This window comes from Thalassotalea fonticola, from assembly GCF_032911225.1.
GTDB lineage: Bacteria > Pseudomonadota > Gammaproteobacteria > Enterobacterales > Alteromonadaceae > Thalassotalea_A > Thalassotalea_A fonticola.
Window position 1 is genome coordinate 3,353,982 of sequence record NZ_CP136600.1, and the last position, 21,898, is coordinate 3,375,879.

The 21,898-nt window shown below is 36.3% G+C and carries 31 protein-coding genes and 1 pseudogene; 4 read left to right on the forward strand and 28 right to left on the reverse strand.

Annotated elements, in window-relative coordinates; genetic code table 11:
• Nucleotides 1-530: 530 nt before the first annotated feature.
• The 26 genes from RI844_RS13620 to RI844_RS13745 form a co-directional block, all read right to left on the reverse strand.
• On the reverse strand, nucleotides 531-965 hold the full coding sequence (locus tag RI844_RS13620) for a hypothetical protein (protein ID WP_348395220.1): 435 nt from the start codon (nucleotides 963-965) through the stop codon (nucleotides 531-533).
• 131 nt (nucleotides 966-1,096) lie between these two features.
• Nucleotides 1,097-1,453: a DUF2750 domain-containing protein gene (locus RI844_RS13625; protein ID WP_348395221.1), complete on the reverse strand. Its 357-nt coding sequence runs from the start codon at nucleotides 1,451-1,453 to the stop codon at nucleotides 1,097-1,099.
• A 22-nt stretch (nucleotides 1,454-1,475) separates the two neighbouring features.
• On the reverse strand, nucleotides 1,476-1,943 hold the full coding sequence (locus tag RI844_RS13630; protein ID WP_348395222.1) for a GNAT family N-acetyltransferase: 468 nt from the start codon (nucleotides 1,941-1,943) through the stop codon (nucleotides 1,476-1,478).
• Nucleotides 1,944-2,082: 139 nt separating this feature from the next.
• Nucleotides 2,083-2,469: a hypothetical protein gene (locus RI844_RS13635; RefSeq protein ID WP_348395223.1), complete on the reverse strand. Its 387-nt coding sequence runs from the start codon at nucleotides 2,467-2,469 to the stop codon at nucleotides 2,083-2,085.
• Between the two features lie 162 nt (nucleotides 2,470-2,631).
• A complete protein-coding gene (locus RI844_RS13640; RefSeq protein WP_348395224.1) occupies nucleotides 2,632-3,252 on the reverse strand; it encodes a hypothetical protein in 621 nt (206 codons plus the stop codon).
• Between the two features lie 260 nt (nucleotides 3,253-3,512).
• Nucleotides 3,513-3,893, reverse strand: coding sequence for a DUF2784 domain-containing protein (locus RI844_RS13645; RefSeq protein WP_348398356.1), 381 nt, complete (start codon nucleotides 3,891-3,893; stop codon nucleotides 3,513-3,515).
• 146 nt (nucleotides 3,894-4,039) lie between these two features.
• Nucleotides 4,040-4,408, reverse strand: a complete 369-nt coding sequence (locus RI844_RS13650; RefSeq protein WP_348395225.1) for a hypothetical protein — start codon at nucleotides 4,406-4,408, stop codon at nucleotides 4,040-4,042.
• A 203-nt stretch (nucleotides 4,409-4,611) separates the two neighbouring features.
• A complete protein-coding gene (locus tag RI844_RS13655) occupies nucleotides 4,612-4,860 on the reverse strand; it encodes a DUF3297 family protein (protein ID WP_348395226.1) in 249 nt (82 codons plus the stop codon).
• A gap of 177 nt (nucleotides 4,861-5,037) precedes the next feature.
• Entirely contained in the window at nucleotides 5,038-6,027 is a 990-nt protein-coding gene (locus RI844_RS13660) for a M28 family metallopeptidase (RefSeq protein WP_348395227.1), read from the reverse strand.
• Nucleotides 6,028-6,283: 256 nt separating this feature from the next.
• Nucleotides 6,284-6,583, reverse strand: a complete 300-nt coding sequence (locus tag RI844_RS13665; protein ID WP_348395228.1) for a type II toxin-antitoxin system RelE/ParE family toxin — start codon at nucleotides 6,581-6,583, stop codon at nucleotides 6,284-6,286.
• Entirely contained in the window at nucleotides 6,571-6,828 is a 258-nt protein-coding gene (locus tag RI844_RS13670; RefSeq protein WP_348395229.1) for a type II toxin-antitoxin system Phd/YefM family antitoxin, read from the reverse strand. The genes RI844_RS13665 and RI844_RS13670 overlap by 13 nt, the downstream gene beginning before the upstream one ends.
• Nucleotides 6,829-7,006: 178 nt before the next feature.
• Nucleotides 7,007-7,522: a P-loop NTPase family protein gene (locus RI844_RS13675; protein WP_348395230.1), complete on the reverse strand. Its 516-nt coding sequence runs from the start codon at nucleotides 7,520-7,522 to the stop codon at nucleotides 7,007-7,009.
• Nucleotides 7,523-7,857: 335 nt separating this feature from the next.
• Nucleotides 7,858-8,103 carry a Rho-binding antiterminator gene (locus tag RI844_RS13680; protein WP_348395231.1) on the reverse strand — a complete coding sequence of 82 codons (246 nt, stop codon included), beginning with the start codon at nucleotides 8,101-8,103 and terminating at the stop codon, nucleotides 7,858-7,860.
• 92 nt (nucleotides 8,104-8,195) lie between these two features.
• A complete protein-coding gene (locus tag RI844_RS13685; RefSeq protein ID WP_348395232.1) occupies nucleotides 8,196-9,053 on the reverse strand; it encodes an alpha/beta hydrolase in 858 nt (285 codons plus the stop codon).
• A 263-nt stretch (nucleotides 9,054-9,316) separates the two neighbouring features.
• Nucleotides 9,317-10,042 (reverse strand): SIMPL domain-containing protein, encoded by a 726-nt coding sequence (locus RI844_RS13690; protein ID WP_348395233.1) that lies wholly within the window; start codon nucleotides 10,040-10,042, stop codon nucleotides 9,317-9,319.
• Nucleotides 10,043-10,181: 139 nt separating this feature from the next.
• Complete coding sequence (locus RI844_RS13695; protein ID WP_348395234.1) at nucleotides 10,182-10,493, reverse strand: DUF3817 domain-containing protein; 312 nt, start codon at nucleotides 10,491-10,493, stop codon at nucleotides 10,182-10,184.
• 154 nt (nucleotides 10,494-10,647) lie between these two features.
• Nucleotides 10,648-10,953, reverse strand: a complete 306-nt coding sequence (locus RI844_RS13700) for a DUF6966 domain-containing protein (protein ID WP_348395235.1) — start codon at nucleotides 10,951-10,953, stop codon at nucleotides 10,648-10,650.
• Between the two features lie 109 nt (nucleotides 10,954-11,062).
• Nucleotides 11,063-11,452, reverse strand: a complete 390-nt coding sequence (locus tag RI844_RS13705; RefSeq protein WP_348395236.1) for a hypothetical protein — start codon at nucleotides 11,450-11,452, stop codon at nucleotides 11,063-11,065.
• Nucleotides 11,453-11,556: 104 nt separating this feature from the next.
• Nucleotides 11,557-12,144 carry a hypothetical protein gene (locus RI844_RS13710; RefSeq protein WP_348395237.1) on the reverse strand — a complete coding sequence of 196 codons (588 nt, stop codon included), beginning with the start codon at nucleotides 12,142-12,144 and terminating at the stop codon, nucleotides 11,557-11,559.
• Nucleotides 12,145-12,274: 130 nt separating this feature from the next.
• On the reverse strand, nucleotides 12,275-12,706 hold the full coding sequence (locus tag RI844_RS13715; RefSeq protein ID WP_348395238.1) for a hypothetical protein: 432 nt from the start codon (nucleotides 12,704-12,706) through the stop codon (nucleotides 12,275-12,277).
• Nucleotides 12,707-12,709: 3 nt separating this feature from the next.
• Nucleotides 12,710-13,069, reverse strand: a complete 360-nt coding sequence (locus tag RI844_RS13720; protein WP_348395239.1) for a hypothetical protein — start codon at nucleotides 13,067-13,069, stop codon at nucleotides 12,710-12,712.
• 119 nt (nucleotides 13,070-13,188) lie between these two features.
• A complete protein-coding gene (locus RI844_RS13725; protein WP_348395240.1) occupies nucleotides 13,189-13,470 on the reverse strand; it encodes a hypothetical protein in 282 nt (93 codons plus the stop codon).
• Between the two features lie 123 nt (nucleotides 13,471-13,593).
• Nucleotides 13,594-14,361, reverse strand: a complete 768-nt coding sequence (locus RI844_RS13730; RefSeq protein ID WP_348395241.1) for a DUF3800 domain-containing protein — start codon at nucleotides 14,359-14,361, stop codon at nucleotides 13,594-13,596.
• Nucleotides 14,362-14,480: 119 nt separating this feature from the next.
• Nucleotides 14,481-14,930 carry a hypothetical protein gene (locus RI844_RS13735; RefSeq protein ID WP_348395242.1) on the reverse strand — a complete coding sequence of 150 codons (450 nt, stop codon included), beginning with the start codon at nucleotides 14,928-14,930 and terminating at the stop codon, nucleotides 14,481-14,483.
• Between the two features lie 84 nt (nucleotides 14,931-15,014).
• The gene (locus RI844_RS13740) at nucleotides 15,015-15,446 is read right to left on the reverse strand and encodes a hypothetical protein (RefSeq protein WP_348395243.1); all 432 of its coding nucleotides are present in this window, start codon (nucleotides 15,444-15,446) and stop codon (nucleotides 15,015-15,017) included.
• 213 nt (nucleotides 15,447-15,659) lie between these two features.
• Nucleotides 15,660-16,211: a sugar O-acetyltransferase gene (locus RI844_RS13745; RefSeq protein WP_348395244.1), complete on the reverse strand. Its 552-nt coding sequence runs from the start codon at nucleotides 16,209-16,211 to the stop codon at nucleotides 15,660-15,662.
• A gap of 68 nt (nucleotides 16,212-16,279) precedes the next feature.
• On the opposite strand from RI844_RS13745, the pseudogene RI844_RS13750 reads away from it, so the two are divergent.
• Together RI844_RS13750 and RI844_RS13755 are read left to right on the forward strand one after the other, a co-directional pair.
• A pseudogene (locus RI844_RS13750) lies at nucleotides 16,280-17,244 on the forward strand (integron integrase).
• A gap of 97 nt (nucleotides 17,245-17,341) precedes the next feature.
• A complete protein-coding gene (locus tag RI844_RS13755) occupies nucleotides 17,342-18,250 on the forward strand; it encodes a nucleoside-specific channel-forming Tsx family protein (protein ID WP_348395245.1) in 909 nt (302 codons plus the stop codon).
• Nucleotides 18,251-18,350: 100 nt separating this feature from the next.
• On the opposite strand, the gene glmU is transcribed toward RI844_RS13755, so the two are convergent.
• The gene (gene glmU / locus RI844_RS13760) at nucleotides 18,351-19,709 is read right to left on the reverse strand and encodes a bifunctional UDP-N-acetylglucosamine diphosphorylase/glucosamine-1-phosphate N-acetyltransferase GlmU (protein ID WP_348395246.1); all 1,359 of its coding nucleotides are present in this window, start codon (nucleotides 19,707-19,709) and stop codon (nucleotides 18,351-18,353) included.
• Nucleotides 19,710-19,764: 55 nt separating this feature from the next.
• The gene (locus RI844_RS13765) at nucleotides 19,765-20,661 is read right to left on the reverse strand and encodes a choice-of-anchor H family protein (RefSeq protein ID WP_348395247.1); all 897 of its coding nucleotides are present in this window, start codon (nucleotides 20,659-20,661) and stop codon (nucleotides 19,765-19,767) included.
• 245 nt (nucleotides 20,662-20,906) lie between these two features.
• On the opposite strand from RI844_RS13765, the gene RI844_RS13770 reads away from it, so the two are divergent.
• On the forward strand, nucleotides 20,907-21,209 hold the full coding sequence (locus RI844_RS13770; protein WP_348395248.1) for a PepSY domain-containing protein: 303 nt from the start codon (nucleotides 20,907-20,909) through the stop codon (nucleotides 21,207-21,209).
• Nucleotides 21,210-21,212: 3 nt separating this feature from the next.
• A complete protein-coding gene (locus RI844_RS13775) occupies nucleotides 21,213-21,896 on the forward strand; it encodes a response regulator transcription factor (RefSeq protein ID WP_348395249.1) in 684 nt (227 codons plus the stop codon).
• Nucleotides 21,897-21,898: the final 2 nt, after the last annotated feature.

The window sequence follows — 21,898 nt, forward strand, 5'->3', positions numbered from 1 at the left end:
TTAGTAGACTACTCCTTAATGCCTAACGCCCTCGTTAATGAGCAAAATTTAGTTGGCTAAAATTGTTGATGAACGAAAACAGCAAACTGTTTTTTGTCCAGCTTGAATGACTTGTTAGCAATACTTTACACGAACTGTTTTACAGTTAATGACTTGAGGTAATTGAATAGACGGCTCTTAACTTGTGGCGTTAAACCCAAACTAATTAAGAACGTTGAAAAAATAGAAATGAACATAATACTTTTGATTATTTTAGCGCCCGTAAGTAACGCTACTATTATTAATAGAGCAACATACCCTAAGCCAATCATGCCTAGAAAAAGGCACATTCCTTTAATGTCGTTATTCATAGTGTTCCCTTAACTTAATTATAAAATCACTTTAATTCTAACCTAAACGCGTGAAAATGCACTCATAATCGAGAGTGTTGCTAACGCCCTGTTAAGGGGCAAATTGTAGTTGGCTAAGATGTGAAGCGGAGCGGAACCAGCCAACTTTATTTGCCCCGCTTGAACAGCTTGTTAGTATTATTACTTAGCAGATAACGCTGACTTTCTAGCTAATACTTTTATTTCACCAGTTAATTCATCATCGAATGAAAATGAATAAACTCTCCATCCTTGTTTAACTTTGAAAAATTGAAATTCATAACGAATAGGTTGTCTGTCATATGTCACTAAATAAGTAACATGAACGAAATCATCTCCGACTGCATATGTATCAATTTTGCCGATATTATTAATTTCTCCAACCAGTCCTTTAAGAGATGAAAGTTGATTTTTTACATTTATTATTTGATCTGGGATAGATGAAACATATTTATTTGATTTGTATATTGAATCAACAGCCTCATTAATTTTTCCATTTTTATACAGTTCGAAAAACTCATCTATTTCTGATTGATAGTCGGATGCGAATGTATTTAAAGAAAGTAAGGTTGTGATTAATAATATTGATAACTTCATGTTAAGTAAAACTCCATTAATGCTAACGCCCAGCTAAGGGGCTGTTAATTGTTGGCTAAACTTTAGCGAGGAACGAGCGACAAGCCAACTGTTTTGTCTCCCGTTACTTAATGCGCTTGTTAGGAAATACCTTACGCAAAAGCTTCAACTTGATTGATTAGCGACTCTACAGATAAATCAATACCTGTAAGATTTTGACTACTGAGGTTAACACCAACCATTCGCTTTTTCTCGGTTAGTATAGGCGCTAAAACATCTTTAAAAAATAACCAAGAAATCTCTCTCGGCGAGTACTCCCCCAGCAAATCAGGATTTAGTTTTTTGAGCCTCATCACTCTAGATTTAGAAGACCAAAGAGGAAAAGATACTTTACCGCCATCGACATCAAATTCTAAAGCATCACCATCTCCAGTTTTTGCGAACCACAGTATTTTGCTTTCTGAGACTTCTTCGTAGAATTTATTTGCCCGGGAGCTTCCACTACTCATTTGGTATTCCTAACGCCTCACTCTATATAGGTTTAATCATGTGAACGGTTTCAGGCTGAAAACCTAAATTTTGATAGAAACCTTTTGCATTTTTATTATTTGCAAAAACCTCTAGATGCAATAACCTGCACCCTAAATCTTTAGCCCAGTTTTCCGCAAACTCAATTAAAACTTTACCTACCCCTAACCCTTGTGATTTTGGTGATACGGCAAGAAGCGGTATAGTTCCGCAAGTTTCACCTGAAATGCTATCTTTATGTGTGCGCACATGAATAAAACCCAACGGAACATTATTGGTTTCAGCGATCAATGTGGTATTTGGTTGCGATGTTTCAGCAAGCATTTTAGAAATATAATCGTCTTGCATTTTTTGAATGACTTCATCCGCGTGCCACTCTAGCAGTGCGACTTCTGCTAGGTTAGGTGAAAGCCCCAAAATAAACGGTTGATCACTTTCATTTGCTACTCTAATTATTACTTTATTCTTCATATAATTTTCTTGAATATTACTCTAAAACCCGAATTGCATATAACGCCGCATTAAGCGGACAAAAGTAGTTGGCTAAAATGTGCGACGCAGGAGCAACAGCCAACTGTTATTTGTCCTGCTTGAGTGGCTTGTTAGGTATTTATTGCACCATTTCTAAAGGTGACTTTTTATAAAATTTAAACTCTATCAAATTACTTGCTGGATCCTTAATAATAAATTTACCGGACTCACTACTATCATCGTTTATTTTTTCACTAGGTGAAAGAACAAAAGGAATACTCTCAACTTCTATCTTTTTAGCAATAGACAACCATTCTGATTTATCTAAAATAACACCAAAATGATCTATGGATTGAGCTTTCATATTTTCTGTTTCTTGATGAAGTGTTAGCTGATGCCCAAAAAAGATAATATCTATCCATTTTCCGGTATCCCTGCCTTTTCTACAATTAAGTAAATTGACATAAAACTCTTCAGCTAAACGTAATTTTGGAACAACAAAAGACAAATGAAATGGATTACTCAACTTGGCACTCCTATATGAAAAATACCTAACGCCCAAATAACAGGCTAAAAACTGTTTGCTAAAATTAGCGAGGCACGAGCAAAAAAGCAAACTGTTCTTAGTCCTGTTGATTTGCTTGTTAGGCGATATATTCCTCAACCTCACTAATTGTAGTAAGAGCTATCAATAAGCAAAAGAAAACTTAGCCCAAGTAGATTTATCTGTATCTACTGCTTTTTCGGGAAATGAGAATGCCGTAGAGCGCTTTTCATGATAAATGCCGCTTACGCTAATCATGATATTCCAAGTTTCACCAACAAATTTCTTCCGCAACACTTGCATTTCTCTATGTGATCCTTTCAAGAATTTTGGACGCCTTCCATCTTCGGAATCTTCGGTGCCCGCATAAGGTACCCAAAACCCACTCCAATCCTTTAGATTCCAGCGGTCAGGCTCACTCCACTTTTTCCCTTTGAATAATCTTTCGCTCAATTGAGCTGAGGCATGGAGTCTATGGAGGTGACCAGTTTCAGCGTTTTCTATATAGATATCAATAACTGCATAATCTTCTGATTTGCCTTTAGCACACACGTATAATGAGTATTTATCATGCATGAGATAAACGGAAGTTTGTGCTGGCAGTTCGAATTTTGTTGCTGATTGCCATTCCTCTTTGTCACAACGACCATCGAATAGCGGAGCTTTGTTGGTAGAATTTATTGCGATGACTTCGGAAGCGTTGGCTTCAGAAGTTACGAATGATAGAGAGGCGCACAATAACAACAGTTTTGACATGTTTTTCATGGGATTCCTCTTGGTGTTTCGTGTTTTGGTTCTTATTACAGTACACATAAATTAAAGTTCGCTCTTTTGATGTAAAATGGAGAGCTTAAGCCAACCGAAACTAAAACACATGAAGTTCAAATGAATTTTAGCTGACTTCTTGCTGACTCCTAACGCCCTGTTAAGGGGCAATAATATAGTTGGCTAAAATATTGAGCGGAGCGAAAACAGCCAACTGTATTTTGTCCCGCTTGAACAGCTTGTTAGGTGATTGACTCATATTACTTCTTTTTAAATTGGTTTGGGCGTACCAAAATCCAACTTGCTAGAACTAGGCCGCCAAAGCCTGTGTACAATACAATGAATACCCATTCAGGTGCGCTATAGTAAAGTAGACTCTGAATCCAGTATTGAATAAATGAACCCGAATAAATCTCAGAGCCAACCTCTTCTCGGAGCGACATTTCCCAAATGGTTAGGGGGCAAATTACACTAAACCAAGACTGCACGACCACAATTCCGGTAGCCACCAAATGTAATATCCGAAAAGCAGGATTTCTAACCCAACGCCACTTTAGATAATATCCCAAGTAAGTTGCCACAAGGCCAAAAACCACGAAGAACACGAATAATACATGCGTGACTAGAATTATATCTGCCATGAATGTTAGTAGTGATTCTCTGGGCAAACCTTTCACCTAACGCCCACCTAAGGGGCTGATAATAGTTTGCTAAAATTGTGTAGCGAAGCGAAACCGAGCAAACTGTTAGCAGTCCCGCTTGAAATTCTTGTTATGTGTATGAAAACCTAATCTTTATTTAGGCCCAGATCTATATACGCAATAATATAGCCATACTCCTTGTCACTTAGCTTTTTGTTACTATGTAATTCTTTAGCATAATCAAAAGTCCAAGAGTTACCGTTTGGTGATAAAGATATGCTTAAATCTATGTTTAGTAGGGATTCATCGACAACTTTATGACCCTTTTTTACCGCCTTTCTAGCACAATAACTCAAAATATACTCAACCGCATATTTATCGACTGAAGGCTCCCAAGTATATTCAGTTTCACATGCTGTTTTGTGCTCACCATTGGAAGTTATATATTCCAACTCACCTTTAGTTGCACAAGAAACTAAAAGCATCATCACGAAAAATGAAAAGAATAACCGCAATTTAGCATCTCCCTAGTGATACACATAACGCCTCAATATAAGGCTAATTATGCTGGCATTGTTTTTGCGTTTTTTTTGCAAAAAGCATGACAGCGTTATTTGTTCTATTAATTCTCTTGTTAAGGGACAAATTGTAGTTGGCTAAAATGTGAAGTGGAACCAGCCAACTGTTATTTGTCCCGCTTGAACAGCTTGTTATATGCTTAACTATAAAAAGCTTCAACCGTTCCTTTAAGCTTAATTAGCATTGGCTGCCCTCGACGATCCAATGCTTTAGGAGACGGGATTTTTACCCAACCTTCACTAATACAATATTCTTCAACATCAGTACGTTCTTTTCCGTTCAATCGAATACCAACATTGTGTTCGAAAATTTCTGCCACATGATGTGGACTACGAGGGTTTCCAGAAAGACGATCAGGTAAAGCAGGAAGAGATTTAGTATCGTTCATATTTTTGACTCAAATTTATATAAAAGTACGCCATTGTAGATAATATATATTTGGCGCTCAATAGCTTACTACTTGCCTAAGCATATAACGCCCATTTAAGGAGCTGATAAGAGTTTGCTAAAATTGTGTAGCGAGCGAAATAGAGCAAACTGTTAGCCGTCCCGCTTTAAATTCTTGTTAGGTTTCCTCTAGTGTTTTTCTGTCTAAATACTTTTCAGGAGTTAACAAGAAGGTAGAAAATACATTCACAGCTTGTTCAAGTTGCTCTTTAACTCGATTAGGAAATACTTGGTCAATTGTATCCAACCGATCAAATTTAGAATGTAAAATAATGCCCCAACGACTTTCAGTTTTTCGATCACAAGCGCCTTGAGATGACGAGTCGAAGCAATCCCAAAAAGCAGGATGCGTTGTTTGTGATAATCCATCTAATCCATACAGTCCATTAATTGAAAAATTTGTAGACTCTAAAAATGCAATTGGTATTCCAGCACAAGAAAAGGGGAAATGATCTGACCAAGGACCTGTTTCACCTTTTGGGTACTCCTTAGATTTTGGGTGCTCAAGGAATTGAATACTATTATTAAGTGAATCTGATGTTTTAATAATAGCTTTACGTAAAATAGGAGACCCATTATAAAGAGAAGTAGATTTACCACATGGATATGGCGTTGAAAGCGCGCTGTGAACATACATTTTATCGCCTCCAGCAATCATATCAAAATTAATCATGCCAGCTATATTTTGCAATGCTGTAGGGGTTAACTGTTTAACATAATGTTGTGAGCCTGATATCCCTATTTCTTCTGCTCCAAATGCAATAAAACGTATATTAAAATGTTTAGATGGCCTTTTAGAAATAATCTGGGCAATCTCCAGCATAGCGGCAACACCTGTCCCATTATCTATTGCTCCATAAGAACCATCGCCTTTAGAGTCGTAATGAGCACCAAGAATGATAGTTGGTAAATCATTACTATCTAATTCGGCAATTATATTATTTGACTTGAAATGTTGTTCTTTGTTTTTAAATTCAAAAGGTTGAACCTTAACTTTGAAGCCTAGTTCGCTAAGTGTTTTAGTTATAAATTCAGAGGTAATCTTTTCTTCTAAGGATCCTGAAGTTCGAACCCCAATGCCATCATTAGCAGATACCAATTGCTGCAAATATGAATAAGCATCTTTTTCATTAGCGAAAACTGAGGTGGTACAGCAACATAGGAGTATTATATTTACTATTTGTGAGATTCGAGTTCGAAACACTTTTTAATCCTTTCTTAAAGAGTATTGGCACAATCTTCGATTGATAGCTTTAAAACCTAACGCCTTACTAAGAGGCTAATGATGCTGGAACTGATTTTGCGTTTTTTGCAAAAGCTGTGACAGCGTTATTTGTCCTATTGAGTAACTTGTTAGCCGTTTATTAACTATTTAAAAGAAACTTCCTAAGATCTCGTTCTTGCCGCATCACATGTAAAATATAAACTTTATCCTTATCCACTTTATAGAAAACCCGACAAGGATTTACAACAATTTCTCTGTAATTGAAATTTTGTAATTCTAAGGGGATTCTTCCTGATTCTGGATGAGTCTCAAGACGATTTACTTTATCGAAAACTTTTTGGACTAGATTTTTAGCCGCCAATAAATTACTTAATGCAATGTATTCTGCAACTTCATCTAAATCATTGAGGGCTGGAGCTGTCCATATTACTTCAGCCATTTATTCATTTTCTCTTTAGCTTCCACATTAGAAAAAATATTACCCTTTCGAATTGCCTGCTCACCTCGAGCAACAGCTTCAAGTATAGCCATTCTTTGTTGCATGAATTCATAGTCATCAACATCAACAAGATATGCTGAAGGCTGTCCATGCTCTGTAATTAAAACAGGTTCTTTGGAAGTGTGAAGATCTGCCAATATTTTAGTAGCTTGTCGCTTTAGCGTTGTAACCAACTCTACTCTCATAGTACTTCCTATATTTTGCAAGAATTAATGTATCACTATAGTATCACATTATATTGAGGTTACAACATATACGGCTAACGCCCACATAACGGGTTTAAAAATTTTTTGGCTATAAAAACGAGCGCAGCGAGAGAAGCCAAACTTTTTAAATCCCTGTTGATGCGCTTGTTATATGCATTTATTTCACATTATTACGAATAAAACTACTTAATTCAGATATAGACCGAATTATATATATAGACTTACTAGTCGATATTTCTTCTAATTTTTGTAAAAAATCATCATTCCAAAACTTTGGACAAAGCTTCAACATTTTATAACTTTGTAAAGTTCCTTTAAAAACTGAACTACCATCCGGCCAACCTTCAGGCTTAACAAATACACTTTGTAGAAGTCGCTTGGCCACTAGCCAATAACTGACAATATAAGGTAAATCTATATAGATCAAAGTATCTGCCACATCTATTCGTTTATTAAATGATTCAATTCGATCGAAGCCATCAATAATCCAACTATCAGAGGATAGTATATTTCCATGTACCTTATCGTAAGTCTGCCGATCTACAAGATCGCCATTTTTTTTATATAAAATTGAATCTAATTGATGCAACTCAATACCTGTCACTGATGCTAAATTTTTACTTAACGTGGACTTACCACTACCAGGCTTACCAAAAACTGCTATTTTTTTCATACTACCTCCATTCACTGTGACTAATCCCTTGAGGCAGATATAGAAAACCCGCCTCTTGGGCGGGTTTGACAAATGTAAAGCGCATCAAAAGCCCACCATTCCTATGGAATGATAATAATTCGGGCTATTGTGCGAGTAACGTATATATTCATACGTTCATACTGATAGATCGTAATATATGTGTCAACTGAAAATAGATGTAAAAGTGTACACTAAGGCATATAACGCCTCATTAAGAGGCAAATTTAACTTGGTTAAAATTCCGGAACGCAGTGACAAAAACCAAGTTGAATTTGTCCTGCTTAAATGACTTGTTAGACAACAAGCCCCGTAATCTATTTAAAACTTACAACCTTAAAGTGTGGGTTATCTACAAGAGCTTCTATTTTAGAAACTGAATCCAATACAAACAAACTCTCTGTATTATTAATTTTAATCTTTACACACTCTTCTCGACTTTTATTACGTTTGACTTCAAGAGCGACACCCTCGAATTCATCACCTGAATTGAGAGTTAGTCTGATTAAATAATTATACATACACGCTATTTCTACATAATCATGTTGTTCACAAGAAATCATGAAAGTTCACCATTTAGAGTGTTGCCTAACGCCCTGCTAAAGGGCTGATAATAGTTGGCTAAAATGTGCGAGGAACGAAGCGCAGCCAACTGTTATTTATCCTCTTTTGACTTTGGCTGCAAGCTTTTTAACCATTTCAAACTGTGTGCCGCCACCAGAGGAGACGAATCGCTATGTCCATAGGACTCAACAACAATGCGCTTTATTGAAGCTAATCCCTTATATTTTTTATTTCTTAGTTGGCTAACAAAATCTTCGACAAATGGCCCTGACTCTTTCTCTAATTCACCATAAGAAATAAAGACATTAATCGCAGACTGTTTACTTTTTAAAGCGGCATGTTCTTGAGCAAAGAGTGTAGGAACTTTCTCGTCCAATGGACTACCGAGAATGTAATTTTTAAATGTGTCGGGTTGTACCATTAGTGCGTAAACACCAAATACTCCACCAGCGGAAAAACCGAAATAGGTTCGATTGTTCGGTTCGGTTCGGTAATTGCTTTCTACAAACTTAAAAACATCTTTGCGAATAAAAGCCAGGTGATTATCAGCTTGGCCAAATTTTATTTTGGGATGTCTTGGATTAATGGTCTTCTTAAATGTGTAATCCATATAACGACTGACATGAACCCCATATTGTTGCTTTAAATCCTCTGAAATGTCTTTCTGCCAGGAGATGCCTACTAAAATTACATCTTCCATAATCATATATGAGGCAGATGATAATAATTCGATATGCTCGACGGCATCAGTAAAGTAAACGACCGGGTAGTTTTTGTCCTTATTTTCCGCGTAATTATCGGGTAGTTTTATTAGTAGTTCGTATTGTTTATTCGATATCGTATCTTTAATCGGAATAACTTGTGTTCCAGGCATTTGGTATAATTTTTGCTCACTTGCTCCAACATTGATGAAAGGTAACAAAAACAAAAAAACTAAAATCTTTTTCATATCGAATCACTCACTTGTAAATTGCAAAATTGCATGACAGGTCCTTGTTATAAATCAACAAGGGTTTGAATGTATAGGATTAGAATGCAAAATACCTGACGTCCTTATGACTTTTAGATGATTTTACCCTGACGGCGATAAACAGCATATTAAGTGCATATAACGCTTTGCTAAGCGGCAATAAAATAGCTGGCTAAAATTAGCGAGGTACGAGCAAAAGCCAGCTGTTTTTTGTCCGTTTGAGCAACTTGTTATAAACAAAATTATTCCATTGTATAAACAACATAAACCGTTGCAGTAACACTCATTTCACCTATTTCAAAAATTCCAGGTGGAGGAGGTGGGACTCTACGTCGTTGCTCTGCAACAGCATACGACTGACCATAAATTCTTTGTTCAGGTCTTAGGCTGTAAGAATTATCGTCTCTTGTTTTAAACTCTGAGATTGAGTGTACATCTTTGACTTTTTTATTCTGAAGCTCTGCAAGGTTTTCAGCTTTAACTCTTGCGTCTTTCAAAGCAAGCATAAGAGCTTTTTTCTTTAGTTCATTCTCATTTGATACTTCAACAGTGGATGATATTTTTGAAGTAATCCCAACATTAACTAAAATATCATTTAGTTGTGGATATTTTTTTAGATCTTTCAGGACGATATCTACATTACGATTTACGCTTGTTCCTTTATCTATTTTTTTCCTATCTTCATATTCAAAAGCAGGATTTATTTGCAAAGGTGTAGCTGTTATATCACCTTTTTCAACATTTAATTTTTTTACTGCTTCAAATAGTTTTAGCGACTTCTGATCTACTTCTGATTTTGCGACTTCCGCATCAAGATTAACTGCTCTTAAAGAAACTGAGACTTTTATTTGATCTGGAAAAACACCAAACTCAGATGTACCTTCTACGTAAATATGAGGTTCATTAGGGATAACTGAGGCAAGAGAAGTACAAGATATGAGAGATAATACCAACAAAATTTTTTTCATAAATAATCCTTTAATAACACCCAAACTTTGATTTGCTTATAACGTCTCACTAAGAGGCTTTTTATAGTTGGTTATAATGTAAAGCGAAGCGGAAACGAACCAACTATGAAAAGTCCTGCTTGATTGCCTTGTTATGTGCTTATAGCCTTTGTAATTCTTTTGGTTCATAGCTAGTTACTTCAACTTCACTTAGCTGTTTGCGTATATAAAACTCTACGGCTATAAATGCAAAAGGAACAATAGATGCTAAGAATACAAGCAACCAGACAATTACAGACCAATTTCGTTTATGCGAAGCATGGAGGGATAAGATTAAATATGCAATGAATAAAGCACCATGCAAAGAGCCTAAATAAAACACATAATCTCGACTAATTATACCAAGCGTGATACTCAATATAAGTAAATATGAAATTCCCTCGAACAGACTAGCTAACCTAAATACTTTCAACTTTACTCTCTCTAATAATTAAATTGTACATTCAGAACCTTACATGTTCAGGTGTACATAACGCCCTAATAATGGGCAAAAAATTGTTTGCTAAAATGTTGAGGAACGAAAACAGCAAACTGTTTTTTGTCCTTATTAATTAGCTTGTTATGTGCTACAACTCCATAGCACGCTTTATAATACTTCGTTTAGATTTACATACAAGCCACAGGTTAGTTCTTAACTCAAAACCTAACTTGGCATCTTGTTCAGAGGCACCAGTAAAAGTTAATGAATCGTTGAAACTACCCATGCCACCATAAGCACCAAGAGAGTGAGAAATACTCTTCTGAGGTTTTCCCTTGTAAAGTAACTCCAATGACTTTCGGAAATAATTAGCCCAATGTTCTTCATTGTAAGCTCGAAGTAATTCGATGAGTTTCTCTAACTTATTTTGATAATCAGAATAATCAGTTTTCATCTAAACTCTAGTGGCACATAACGCCCTGTTAATGGGCAAAATATAGTTGGCTAAAGTAATCGACGAAGGAGCAAAAGCCAACTGTATTTTGTCCTTGTTAAACAGCTTGTTATGTATATATTTTACCTAAGCCTGATATTATATCTTCACAAATAATGTCATATATTTCGTCATAAAACATTATTTGAAAATGCTTACACTTAGATAAATGAATAGGTGAAAATGATTTAAGCCAAGCAGAGTCGACTATTTCATTTATAGCTGCATTTGATTCACCAGTAGCAACAATATTCCCATGAACTTCATCTGTGGCCATTGCATATGCTTGAACACCAATTAATTTAATATGCTTAATTTGGGGCTCTACATAATCGTCATCCGGATTAAAATACTCAAAGCCTTCAGGGATTACACCTGATGTTTTCCAAATAACATTTTGTGGTTCAGGGCCTCTTCCATCATGATAGAAAGATGACTCTAATATTGGATTTATACTCATACTTCCCTATATACATAACGCCTTGCTAAGCTGGAAATAATGGTTGGCTATAATCGCGAAGCGATGGCCAACTGTTATTTTTCCGTTTAAGCAACTTGTTATATTTATTTACAGTAATTTTCTATAACTTGATAATCGTTAACTTCGACTTTTGAGTATGTCTCAGGACTGTTTTCTACAATTTCGAAAAGCTTCACTCCGCAGGTTTCTTTACCATTAGGTAATTCTACATAATCATAAATAGCTTCATAATTTGAGTTAGCCATAGGTGTAAAGGCTACAGCTTTACGACACCAAGAATATAAAGCCCCACCAGAATCCGTTTGACCTGGAGCGAAACCACTTATACCGACGCCATTAAATTGAAAGAAGAATTTATTCTCGGCAGGAATATAAATTTCATTTTGATGCGAATCGGTAATATCGTTGTTATATGCTGGCATATCAATACGATTTAAACTACGTAAAAGATTTACTTTAAAACCTAGAGTTGCAATCTGAGATAATCCTTCATCACGTGAACCTGTAGGTATACACTCTCGTGGGCTGCCTTCATCAACAAAATTATTGTTACTTGGAATAGTAACCAAGCGTAACTTTGCATTAGCTGTATTTGGAATTTGCTGTAAATATTGATTATTCGCACAACCAGTTAAAGTAATAATAGCTAAACTCAATAAACTTTTTTTCACCTTGAAAAATTCTCCATAATTAGAATATAAATATAACGCCCTGCTAAGGGGCTGATAATAGTTGGCTAAAATGTGCGAGGAACGAAGCGCAGCCAACTATTAGCAGTCCGTTTTGAGCAGCTTGTTAGTATTACTTATACTCAAGGTCTTTAAATTTCTTAGTATTTTTAAAGCTTATTATAAAGGTTGGAATACCCCAAACCGCTAATAATTTACCAGAATGTTCAGGTACAAAAAAAGCTACTGTTGCAATACAAAACCCTATTAAGAACGCTATGAGCATGAATTTTTGGAAACCTTCGACTTTTGCTCTGTAAAACTTAAACACAGGATCTAAGTAAAATGATACAACAAAAATTAAAGAAGCAATTACCCCTATCTCCCAATATCCCTTACCAAGAGTAACAACGGACAATAAAAGTAAACCGAATGGATAATTCGCTAACCTTGAATTTACACGTTTAGAGTTTGAATTAATAGCTGAACTCTCCTGTAATACTAACGCCCCACTAAGAGGCAAATATTGCTTGGCTAAAATCTGGAACGCAGTGACAAAAGCCAAGCTTTATTTGTCCTGCTTGAGTGCCTTGTTATGTGTGTTTTTAACTAACCACCAGTTATATATAACAGATATTTTTAAAGGTACTACTAGAGCCAAAATTGTATAAAAAACAATACCATAAATTTTTGAAACTGTTGCATCTTTATCCTGGGATAGTTCCATATAGGAAGATAATGATTCAGCTAGTTTTTCTTTAGGTAAAGTCATTAATTCGGCTTGACTCAACTCTATAAAGTGATGATTTTCAATATTCCCAATTGCTGCCAAGTGGTAATAGATCGCTGCAAGCTTAATTCCATTAGCTAAGGCTAAGGCTGAACAAACTGATATTAATATAAAAACTATACGTTGAGTTTTAGTCATAACCTTAGATACACATAACGCCCTGTTAATGGGCAAAATTTAGTTGGCTAAAATGTTGAGGAACGAAAACAGCCAACTATGTTTTGTCCCTCTTGAACAGCTTGTTATACGTATTTACGCTACTCGCTGTTTTTATTATTTTTCAATTTAGGCTTCGGTCGCCACAATACGGGTTTTTTAATAAATTGAGGCTTACGCCATTTAATCAGTGAAATGGCTAATTCAACAAGCCACAAAATAAACCAAAGTATGACTTCTAAGAATAAAACGACTAGTAAAGCACCCAAATCAATCAAGGAAAGTGTTTCACCTGCAGCGACAAAAAATCCTGCAATAAATTCAACAAAGGCAGATATTAAAGCGAATACTGCTTCTGCTATTGCAGTAACTATTGAAAACAATCCTTCGAGCAATGCACATTATCCTTGATACGTATAACGCCCTAATAATGGGCAAAAAATAGTTTGCTAAAATGTTGAGGAACGAAAACAGCAAACTGTTTTTTGTCCTTATTAATTAGCTTGTTATATTTCACTTGGCTCTACTGCCTTGATACTAAAATTAGGGGTAATCGCTTTTGTAGCAGGTCTTGACCTATTTTCAGACGGAAAGCGCCAAATGTTAAAGTCTTTATTGGGATATGTATCATAAACCAGTTGATCCCAACTAAGCATATTTGCCATTTTAATGAATGTGGCTTCTTTTGCTACAGATAAACTTAACTTAGGGTTTAGGAATTTCATGTAACCTGAGTTTACTGCACCAGTTAAGATATCTACGACTTGTAAACCAAGGTGCTCTTTTGAATCATTCATTGTTACTTCTTGAATGGTTCTATCTGAGCCAAGTTTTGCCAACATATTGTTAGCAACTATACCAATAACTTCATCGTTCTTTTTATACTTGTCACACTTTTGATCTATCAAAACGATAAGTTTTGATTTTACTTGTTTTGCAGTGTTTTTTAATAAGTAGGTGTAAGTTTGATAAAATGCTTTTTCTCTATCTGATTTCCAGTTGTTGTAAATAGATTTTTCAACAACGATAGAGTGAAAACAACACGAACTTCTCAGAACCATTGAGAGGAGATCTACACAGATATTTGCTTGCCCAGCACTATTCTTAATTTTTGACCACTTTAGTTCGCCAACAATCCCATGTTTTTTCTTTAAATCAAGAACGTATTTATTGAACTCGTCAACCTTAGATTTTGGGACACAGAGCAAACCAATAGAGTAACAGCGGTCACTTCCTGTCGTTCCACTTTCGTCTCCGTATACTAGATAGTCCAAGTGAGCCTCCGTACTCTCTGTGAAATATAACGCCTTACTAAGAGGCAAATAATATTGGCATTGCTTTTGCGCTTTTTGCAAAAACCATGACGATGTTATTTGTCCTTTTGAGTAACTTGTTAGGCATACTTTTCACTTTCTTTCCAATTATACAGTGCTTCATCATTGAGATACTTACCTTTAAGTTCGTACCATTTCGAAAGTGTTAAAATCCATTGTTTATGTCTAATTGAAGCTGAATTAGCTTCAATCTTTAACTCATTATCACCTGTTTTTTCAGCTTCATATAGAGCATCTAACCGATATGAGTCCCAAAACTCTTTTCTATCTCTGCGGTTTGAAAAGTAAAAGTCGATAGCTCCTCTAATTGAAATTAAAACTCCAATCGACTTCCCATCTTCGAAAAGTTCGTTAATCGTTTTTTCGAACAAATCAACAAGGTTATCTAGATCAAAAACATCATTTGAATCAAACCCAGGTAAATTTACGACCAACATAAAAGCAATATCACTTTTATGTGCTGGAATTAGTGAAGAAAACCAAGAATTAAAATGATTAAGTGGACTCATAATTCTCCATGTATGCCTAACGCCCCAATAAGAGGCTAAAAATTGTTTGCTAAAATGTTGAGGAACGAAAACAGCAAACTGTTTTTAGTCCTTCTTGATTGGCTTGTTAACTTGCCATTTAAACTTTTCTGATACTGGTCCAATAAAGCACATAGCTATTAACGCACCCTGCATCATCTGGACAGACCACTCTAAATCGGTTACCCAATTAAGTTCATAGCCCCAACCCTTAGTATGCAATAAGGGGCCCGAAATACTAAAGATAAGAAAGCCCCATTTTCCGATATTATTGTGAATTGCCAATAAAGCTAAAGATATAAAAGCCAATGCTTTACGAATATCATATACATACAATAATATATCGTCAGATAGTAACCAATGAGGCATAGGTTGCATCATCCAGTAGTTTACTACTTGGTAAGGTATTATTGATTCATCATTATTGAAATACCAAACTGATATTAAATAAGCTGTAAAAACAGCAATAAACAATCTAAAAACGGAATTAATACTCATAGCTTCCCTGGCAAGTTAACAGCTTAATAGAAGGATATTACCTACATTTACCAGTGCAGTTAACCCATTCTAAATTTTAAAAATATATTTTACTTTATCGTTATTTCAATATTTATCAAACAGTTAATTTTACATGTTCATTAATTACATTTTTATACCTACGTTTCTATGTTGAAATGGAGGTGTTGTGCTTTTTGTCACATTAAATAAATTTTAATTAATTATTTTTGCCGGGTTTCCAACAACAGATACATCTTCTGGTATGTCTTTGGTTACAACACTACCAGCGCCAATAATACTTCGCGCGCCAATTGTTACTCCTGGTAAAATTATGGCGCCACCGCCAATCCACACATCGTCACCTATATTTATCTGTTTTGCTGATTCAAAAAATTTGCGACGTTCATTCGCATCTTTGGGGTGTATAGAAGTATAAATTTGTACCGCAGGGCCAATAAATACATTGTTGCCTATGGTTACTTTGGCAGCGTCTAGTACTACGCAATTAAAATTAAAAAATACTTGTTTGCCAAGTTCTATGTTGCTGCCGTAGTCACAATAAAAAGGCGGCTCTATCCACACTTGTACTTTTTTCTTAAAGAGTGCTTTTAGTAATTCTCGGCGCTGCTTTGTATCTTGCGGAGCAGAGTCATTAAACTGTTTTAGAGTAGTTTTGCATTCTTCTCGTTCTGCGCTTAATTGTCGATCAAGTGGGTTGTATTGTTCGCCGGCGAGCATTTTTTGTTTTTCAGATTTGAAGGTCATGTCTAGTTATCTACAAATTAAATTTATCGACTATACTGATAGTGATTAATTGAAAAGGAATTCAAATTATGAAATCAGAGTTTTTATTGCATATCAAACAATACATGTGGACCCGCAGATATGCAAAGCGCACTATAGAATCTTATCTATATTGGATAAAAGCATTTATAAATTATAACAACAAAAAACATCCCAAGTTTCTACATAATAACGATGTTGAATTATTCCTTTCATTTTTAGCAAATGAAATGTATGTAGCCCCTCGTACGCAGGCCCTAGCATTAAATTCTTTAGTCTTTTTATATCGAGATGTGCTGTTAAAGCCTTTAACTTTACAATTACGATTTAATAAAAGCAGCGCGCCCACTAAGTTGCCAGTTGTGCTTACCAAAGAAGAGGTTAAAATATTTTTTGCTCATTTACCCGCTAAGTGGGTTTTACCATGCCAGCTTTTGTATGGGAGTGGTTTACGGTTAATGGAAGTTATTAGGTTACGTATACAAGATATTGATTTTGACTATGTATCCTTGCAAGTATGGCAAGGAAAGGGCGGCAAGAATCGTCGAGTAACATTGGCTAAAGAGCTGCTTGAACCACTAGAAGAACAAGTATCATTCGCTAAACAGTTCGTAACCCAAGATTTAAAGAATAATGACTATGCCGGGGTTTGGTTGCCTTATGCGTTAGCTAAAAAGTATCCAAAGGCGCCTAAGCAGCTGGGTTGGCACTTTCTATTTCCGTCAACTCGGTTAAGCCATGATCCTGAAAATGGGTTATTAAGAAGACATCATATAGATCATACCGGCTTACAAAAAGCCGTTAAAAATACAGCAATAAAAGCTAAATTAAAAAACGGGTAACATGTCATACATTACGTCATTCTTTTGCTACCCACTTATTGCAACGTGGCGCCGATATCAGAACGGTGCAAGAGCAGCTTGGCCATAGTGATGTTAGAACAACACAAATATATACTCATGTAATTGAAAGAGGAGCAAGTGGCGTTCTCAGCCCGTTGTCAGATCTTCTTTGAGTAGCTGCAACCAAAGCCGGCTTCATAATGAAATATTTGAACTATAATTTTTTATCAACGTTAAAAACGTCTTAACTTTATTACTTGGAGACATTTCATGAGTGTGTTAACTCGCTTTATATTGTTATTAAGTTTGTTATATCCAAGTGCGCTGTTAGCCGCTGACGTTCCTGAAGATATCCATGACAATGATTTTTTATGGTTAAATCTGCATCTCTATCACGGTCAAGATCAACGTGGTGGTCCGTTTAAGTTTAACGACCAATATATGGAAATTGAATTTGGCGGACGCTCCGGTTTATTTGATTTATATGGCTATGTTGACTTTAAAGATGCATTTAATAATTCCGACAGTGATGCACACGATGGTTCAAATATGTTTGCCGATATAGAGCCGAGAATGTCGCTCGATTATTTATTTGATAAAGATCTGTCGGTTGGCATTATTAAAGAATGGTACATCGCTATGGATATTTATTATGGCGATAATGAATGTGCACAAACCTGTGTGGTAGATGTAGTCGATGAAGTGCCAGTAACCACCGCAAGTAGTGGTTTGAAAATTGTTTGGCTTGGTGTAGGTACCGACATGGATCTGCCTTGGCTGGGTAAAACTGGGGTTAATTTGTATGCCCGGTTAATTAGAGAAAATTATGGTGCCAGTAATGAAGATGAGTGGGATGGTTATGCCTTTCATATGAACTGGTTTAAAGCATTTTACAGTTTTAGTAATGATGGTTTTCTCGCCTTTCAGGGCTATTTTGATTATGAATTTGGCAGTGACTTAGATGAAGGCAACAGTTTTGAGCAAGAATATCGTACCGACACCTCTTTACAAACCTATTTGGGTGTTTGGTATCACTTGCCTAGCTCCCATTTTAAAATGGGCTATGGCTTGAAACTCTATGATGATATGACTCAGTGGAAAGATGGCACTATTTTAGGCGGTAAGGAGGTAGATACCAGTGGTGCAGGGCATTACTTTAATTTAACTTATTCATTCTAAACTTTCTCTACGACAGAGATGAAATCGCCGGCATTTGCCGGCGTTATTATACAAATTGAGAGAATTTATTGAGCAATAGATTATCGGACTTGCTCTTACATTACTTTTTAGTTGGTCTTGCCCAACCGTTAATGTTGCGCTGTTTCGCTCTTGAAACTGCTAAGGTTTCATCTTCAACATCTTTTGCAATAGTAGAGCCAGCGCCGGTTGTTGCCATTTTTCCAATGGTAACTGGTGCAACCAATGAGGCATTAGAGCCAATGAATGCACCATCACCAATGATGGTTTTTGATTTATTTACGCCATCGTAGTTACAGGTGATTGTACCGGCGCCAATGTTCACTTTTTTACCAATTTCAGCATCGCCTAAATAGGTTAAATGGCCGGCTTTGGCACCCTCATCCATTATGGTGTTTTTCATTTCAACAAAGTTACCAACATGTGAATTGGTTTTCATTACTGTGCCTGGGCGTATTCTGGCAAATGGTCCGGCAGAGCACAGCTCTCCAATTGTGGCGTTTTCAATAATGCTGTTTGGTTTAATTTCAGCACCTTCGCCAATTTGGCTATTAATGATGATGCAGTTTGCACCAACTTTAACATTGTCAGCTAAACTCACATTGCCTTCAAAAATACAGTTCACGTCAATTTGTACTTCATTGCCAACCGTTAAGTTGCCACGAATATCTATGCGCGATGGATCGCGTAAGCTCGCGCCAGCAATCATTAGTTCTTCGGCTTTGCGTAACTGATACGCTCGTTCAAGGTTAGCTAGCTGCACTCTATTATTAGCGCCTTCAACTTCAACCTCAGTGTCTGGGTGTGCGGTATGAATGGTTTGGCCATCGCTATGGGCCATAGCAATTATATCGGTAAGGTAGTATTCACCTTGGGCATTATCACTTGAAAGGTTAGACAACCAACGTTTTAAGTCGCCACCATTGGCTAATAATATGCCGGTATTACACTCAGTAATTGCCAATTGCTCAGCTGTTGCATCTTTTTGCTCAACAATACCAACAACATCATCGCCTAAGCGAACAATTCGGCCATAACCTGTAGGATTGGCTAAATGCACCGTTAATAACGCCATACTGTTTTCTTGCTTGGCTTGAATGAGTTTTTCAATAGTTGAAACTTTGGTCAGTGGCACATCACCATAAAGCACTAACACATCTTCATCATCTGTTAAAAATGGACTTGCCATATCTACTGCATGGCCAGTACCGAGTTGTTCGGCTTGCTCAACAAATGTTAAGTCATCGCCTTGAATACGTGCTTTGAGAACATCACCACCGAAACCATAAACTAAATAAATATTATCTGCATCTACGGCACGAGCCGAATCGATAACGTGCTCAACCATAGATTGATGAGCAACTGGGTGTAAAACTTTTGGCAAGTTAGAGCGCATGCGGGTGCCTTTACCCGCGGCTAAAATAACCACTGAAAGTGACATAGAAGATCCATTTTTATTGTAAAGATGTTGATAATTGCGCCTATTTTAGCGTTAATTACGCTTTATTTCTAACTAATTTACCGATAAAAGTGCAGCGTAGTATTGTTATCATCAGCATTACTATTAAACTAATAAAACCTGTACTGCCACTGTGATGATGGTGATGGTCATCGTAATAGTATTCATCATAATAAATATCGTATTCATCACTCTCAAGTGGCAGCGCATACAAAGCATCACTATCGTCAGAACTAAAAGTGGCCACTAAACCAGAATATCCCACTTCGTATAAATCTATTAACACATCATAATTATCGCTGTAATAACCTTCATAAAGGGTGGTGATTACCTCATATTCATCATTAATATTTTCTCCCTCTATAGTAAACACATCGGTGCTGTAGTAATGAGTCCAAGGGCCGCCATCTATACTTAAATATAATTCGGCATATACATCGGCTCGTTCATTAGCAATGCTGCTGATCACATCGGCATCAAACACAATACCAAACGTTTGGTAATAACCATCTTCATCAAAGTCATCGTATAAATAACTTTGTGCGTCATAAATAAGGAATTCATGACTATAGTAGCTGCTTACCGTTGCCATAGTTGTTGATTTACTGGCAAGCTTGTTTTCATCTACGTTCGTTGAATTGAGCCTTTGCGTACGAGTCATGCTGCTTGCCTTACCAATGTCCTGGTCACTAAATATTTGCTCGCGGCTTTGTTCAATAAAATTCAATTTATCTTGTTCATTAAAGGCTTGTTGCTTTTGACCATACGAAACAGTTTTCAAGACTGGGGTGGTTTGTTCTTGCGCATGAACTTTGTTGATGCCAAACAACACCATTAATATTTGAATTGCTAATAAAAAAAGTAAGACCGCTAAGGTAGATAATAGAAATTTATCTACAAAGTTAAATTTTTCAGGAATGTTAAATTTCGCCATAATAGTCACCAACTTGTTTTTCACTTTGTTGGCTTATTAAAGCGCACATTAACTGAACATTAGCTGAACAAGGTTTTTATTTTTTTGTTCAGCCTATATTCAGCTAACTCAAATTATCCTTATGGCGTTAAAAAGACAAAATCGAATTAACATTTTGGTTGTTTTAAATCTTGGTTTATTTAATTGATTCATTCTTTTACACTGGTATTACTTTCTAAATTGCGATTATTGTTTAAGGTTAGCGAATGAAAATTATTGTATTTTGCATTTTGTGTATTGGGGTATTAGCTTCGCCGCTCACTAAGGCCAAGTTAAACAACCCTTTGCCTAAAGCACAATACGTTCAACACATACCTTACAAAAGTGCGGCCCTAAAAGTTGCGAATAAACAACAAGCGGCAAAGTTAGTAAAATCCCGTATGGGCGGTAAAGTGCTTAGTGTAAAAGCGGTGAAGGGCCAACAGGCCTATAAAGTTAAATTACTTAAAGATGATGGCCGTATAGTTTCGGTATTTGTTAATGCAAAAACTGGAAAAATAAAGGGATGATCAATGCGCTTACTTTTAGTTGAAGACGACTTACAACTGCAAAGCCAACTACAGAACCATTTACAACTCGCCAACTTTTCAGTTGATGTGGCATCAGATGGTGAAATAGGTTTATTTCAAGGCACCGAGTATCCGTACGACGCGGCAATAATTGATGTCGGTTTACCAAAAATTGATGGCATTAGTTTAATAAAATCACTGCGTGAGCAAGATATTAAGTTCCCTATATTAATATTAACCGCCCGCGATCATTGGCAAGATAAAGTTACCGGCCTTGATGCAGGTGCTGATGACTACTTAGCAAAACCGTTTCAATTAGAAGAATTACAAGCAAGATTAAATGCCTTAATAAGGCGTAGTGCAGGGCAGGCAAGTCCTGTTATTAGTAATGGTCCGCTCACCATTAACACCAAAAGTATGCAGGTTGAAGTAAACCAACAAGTCATTAGTTTAAGCAGCTCAGAATACCGTTTACTCGAATACTTAATGCTGCACTCGGGCGAAGTAAAGTCAAAAGCAGAGCTTACCGAGCACATTTATAACGAAGACTTTGATCTTGATTCGAATGTTATTGAGGTGTTTGTGCGCCGCTTGCGCAAAAAGCTCGATCCTAACAGTGAATACGACTTTATTGAAACACTGCGTGGCCAGGGTTATAAGCTTAAACCTTGGCAAAACAAGGCCTAACC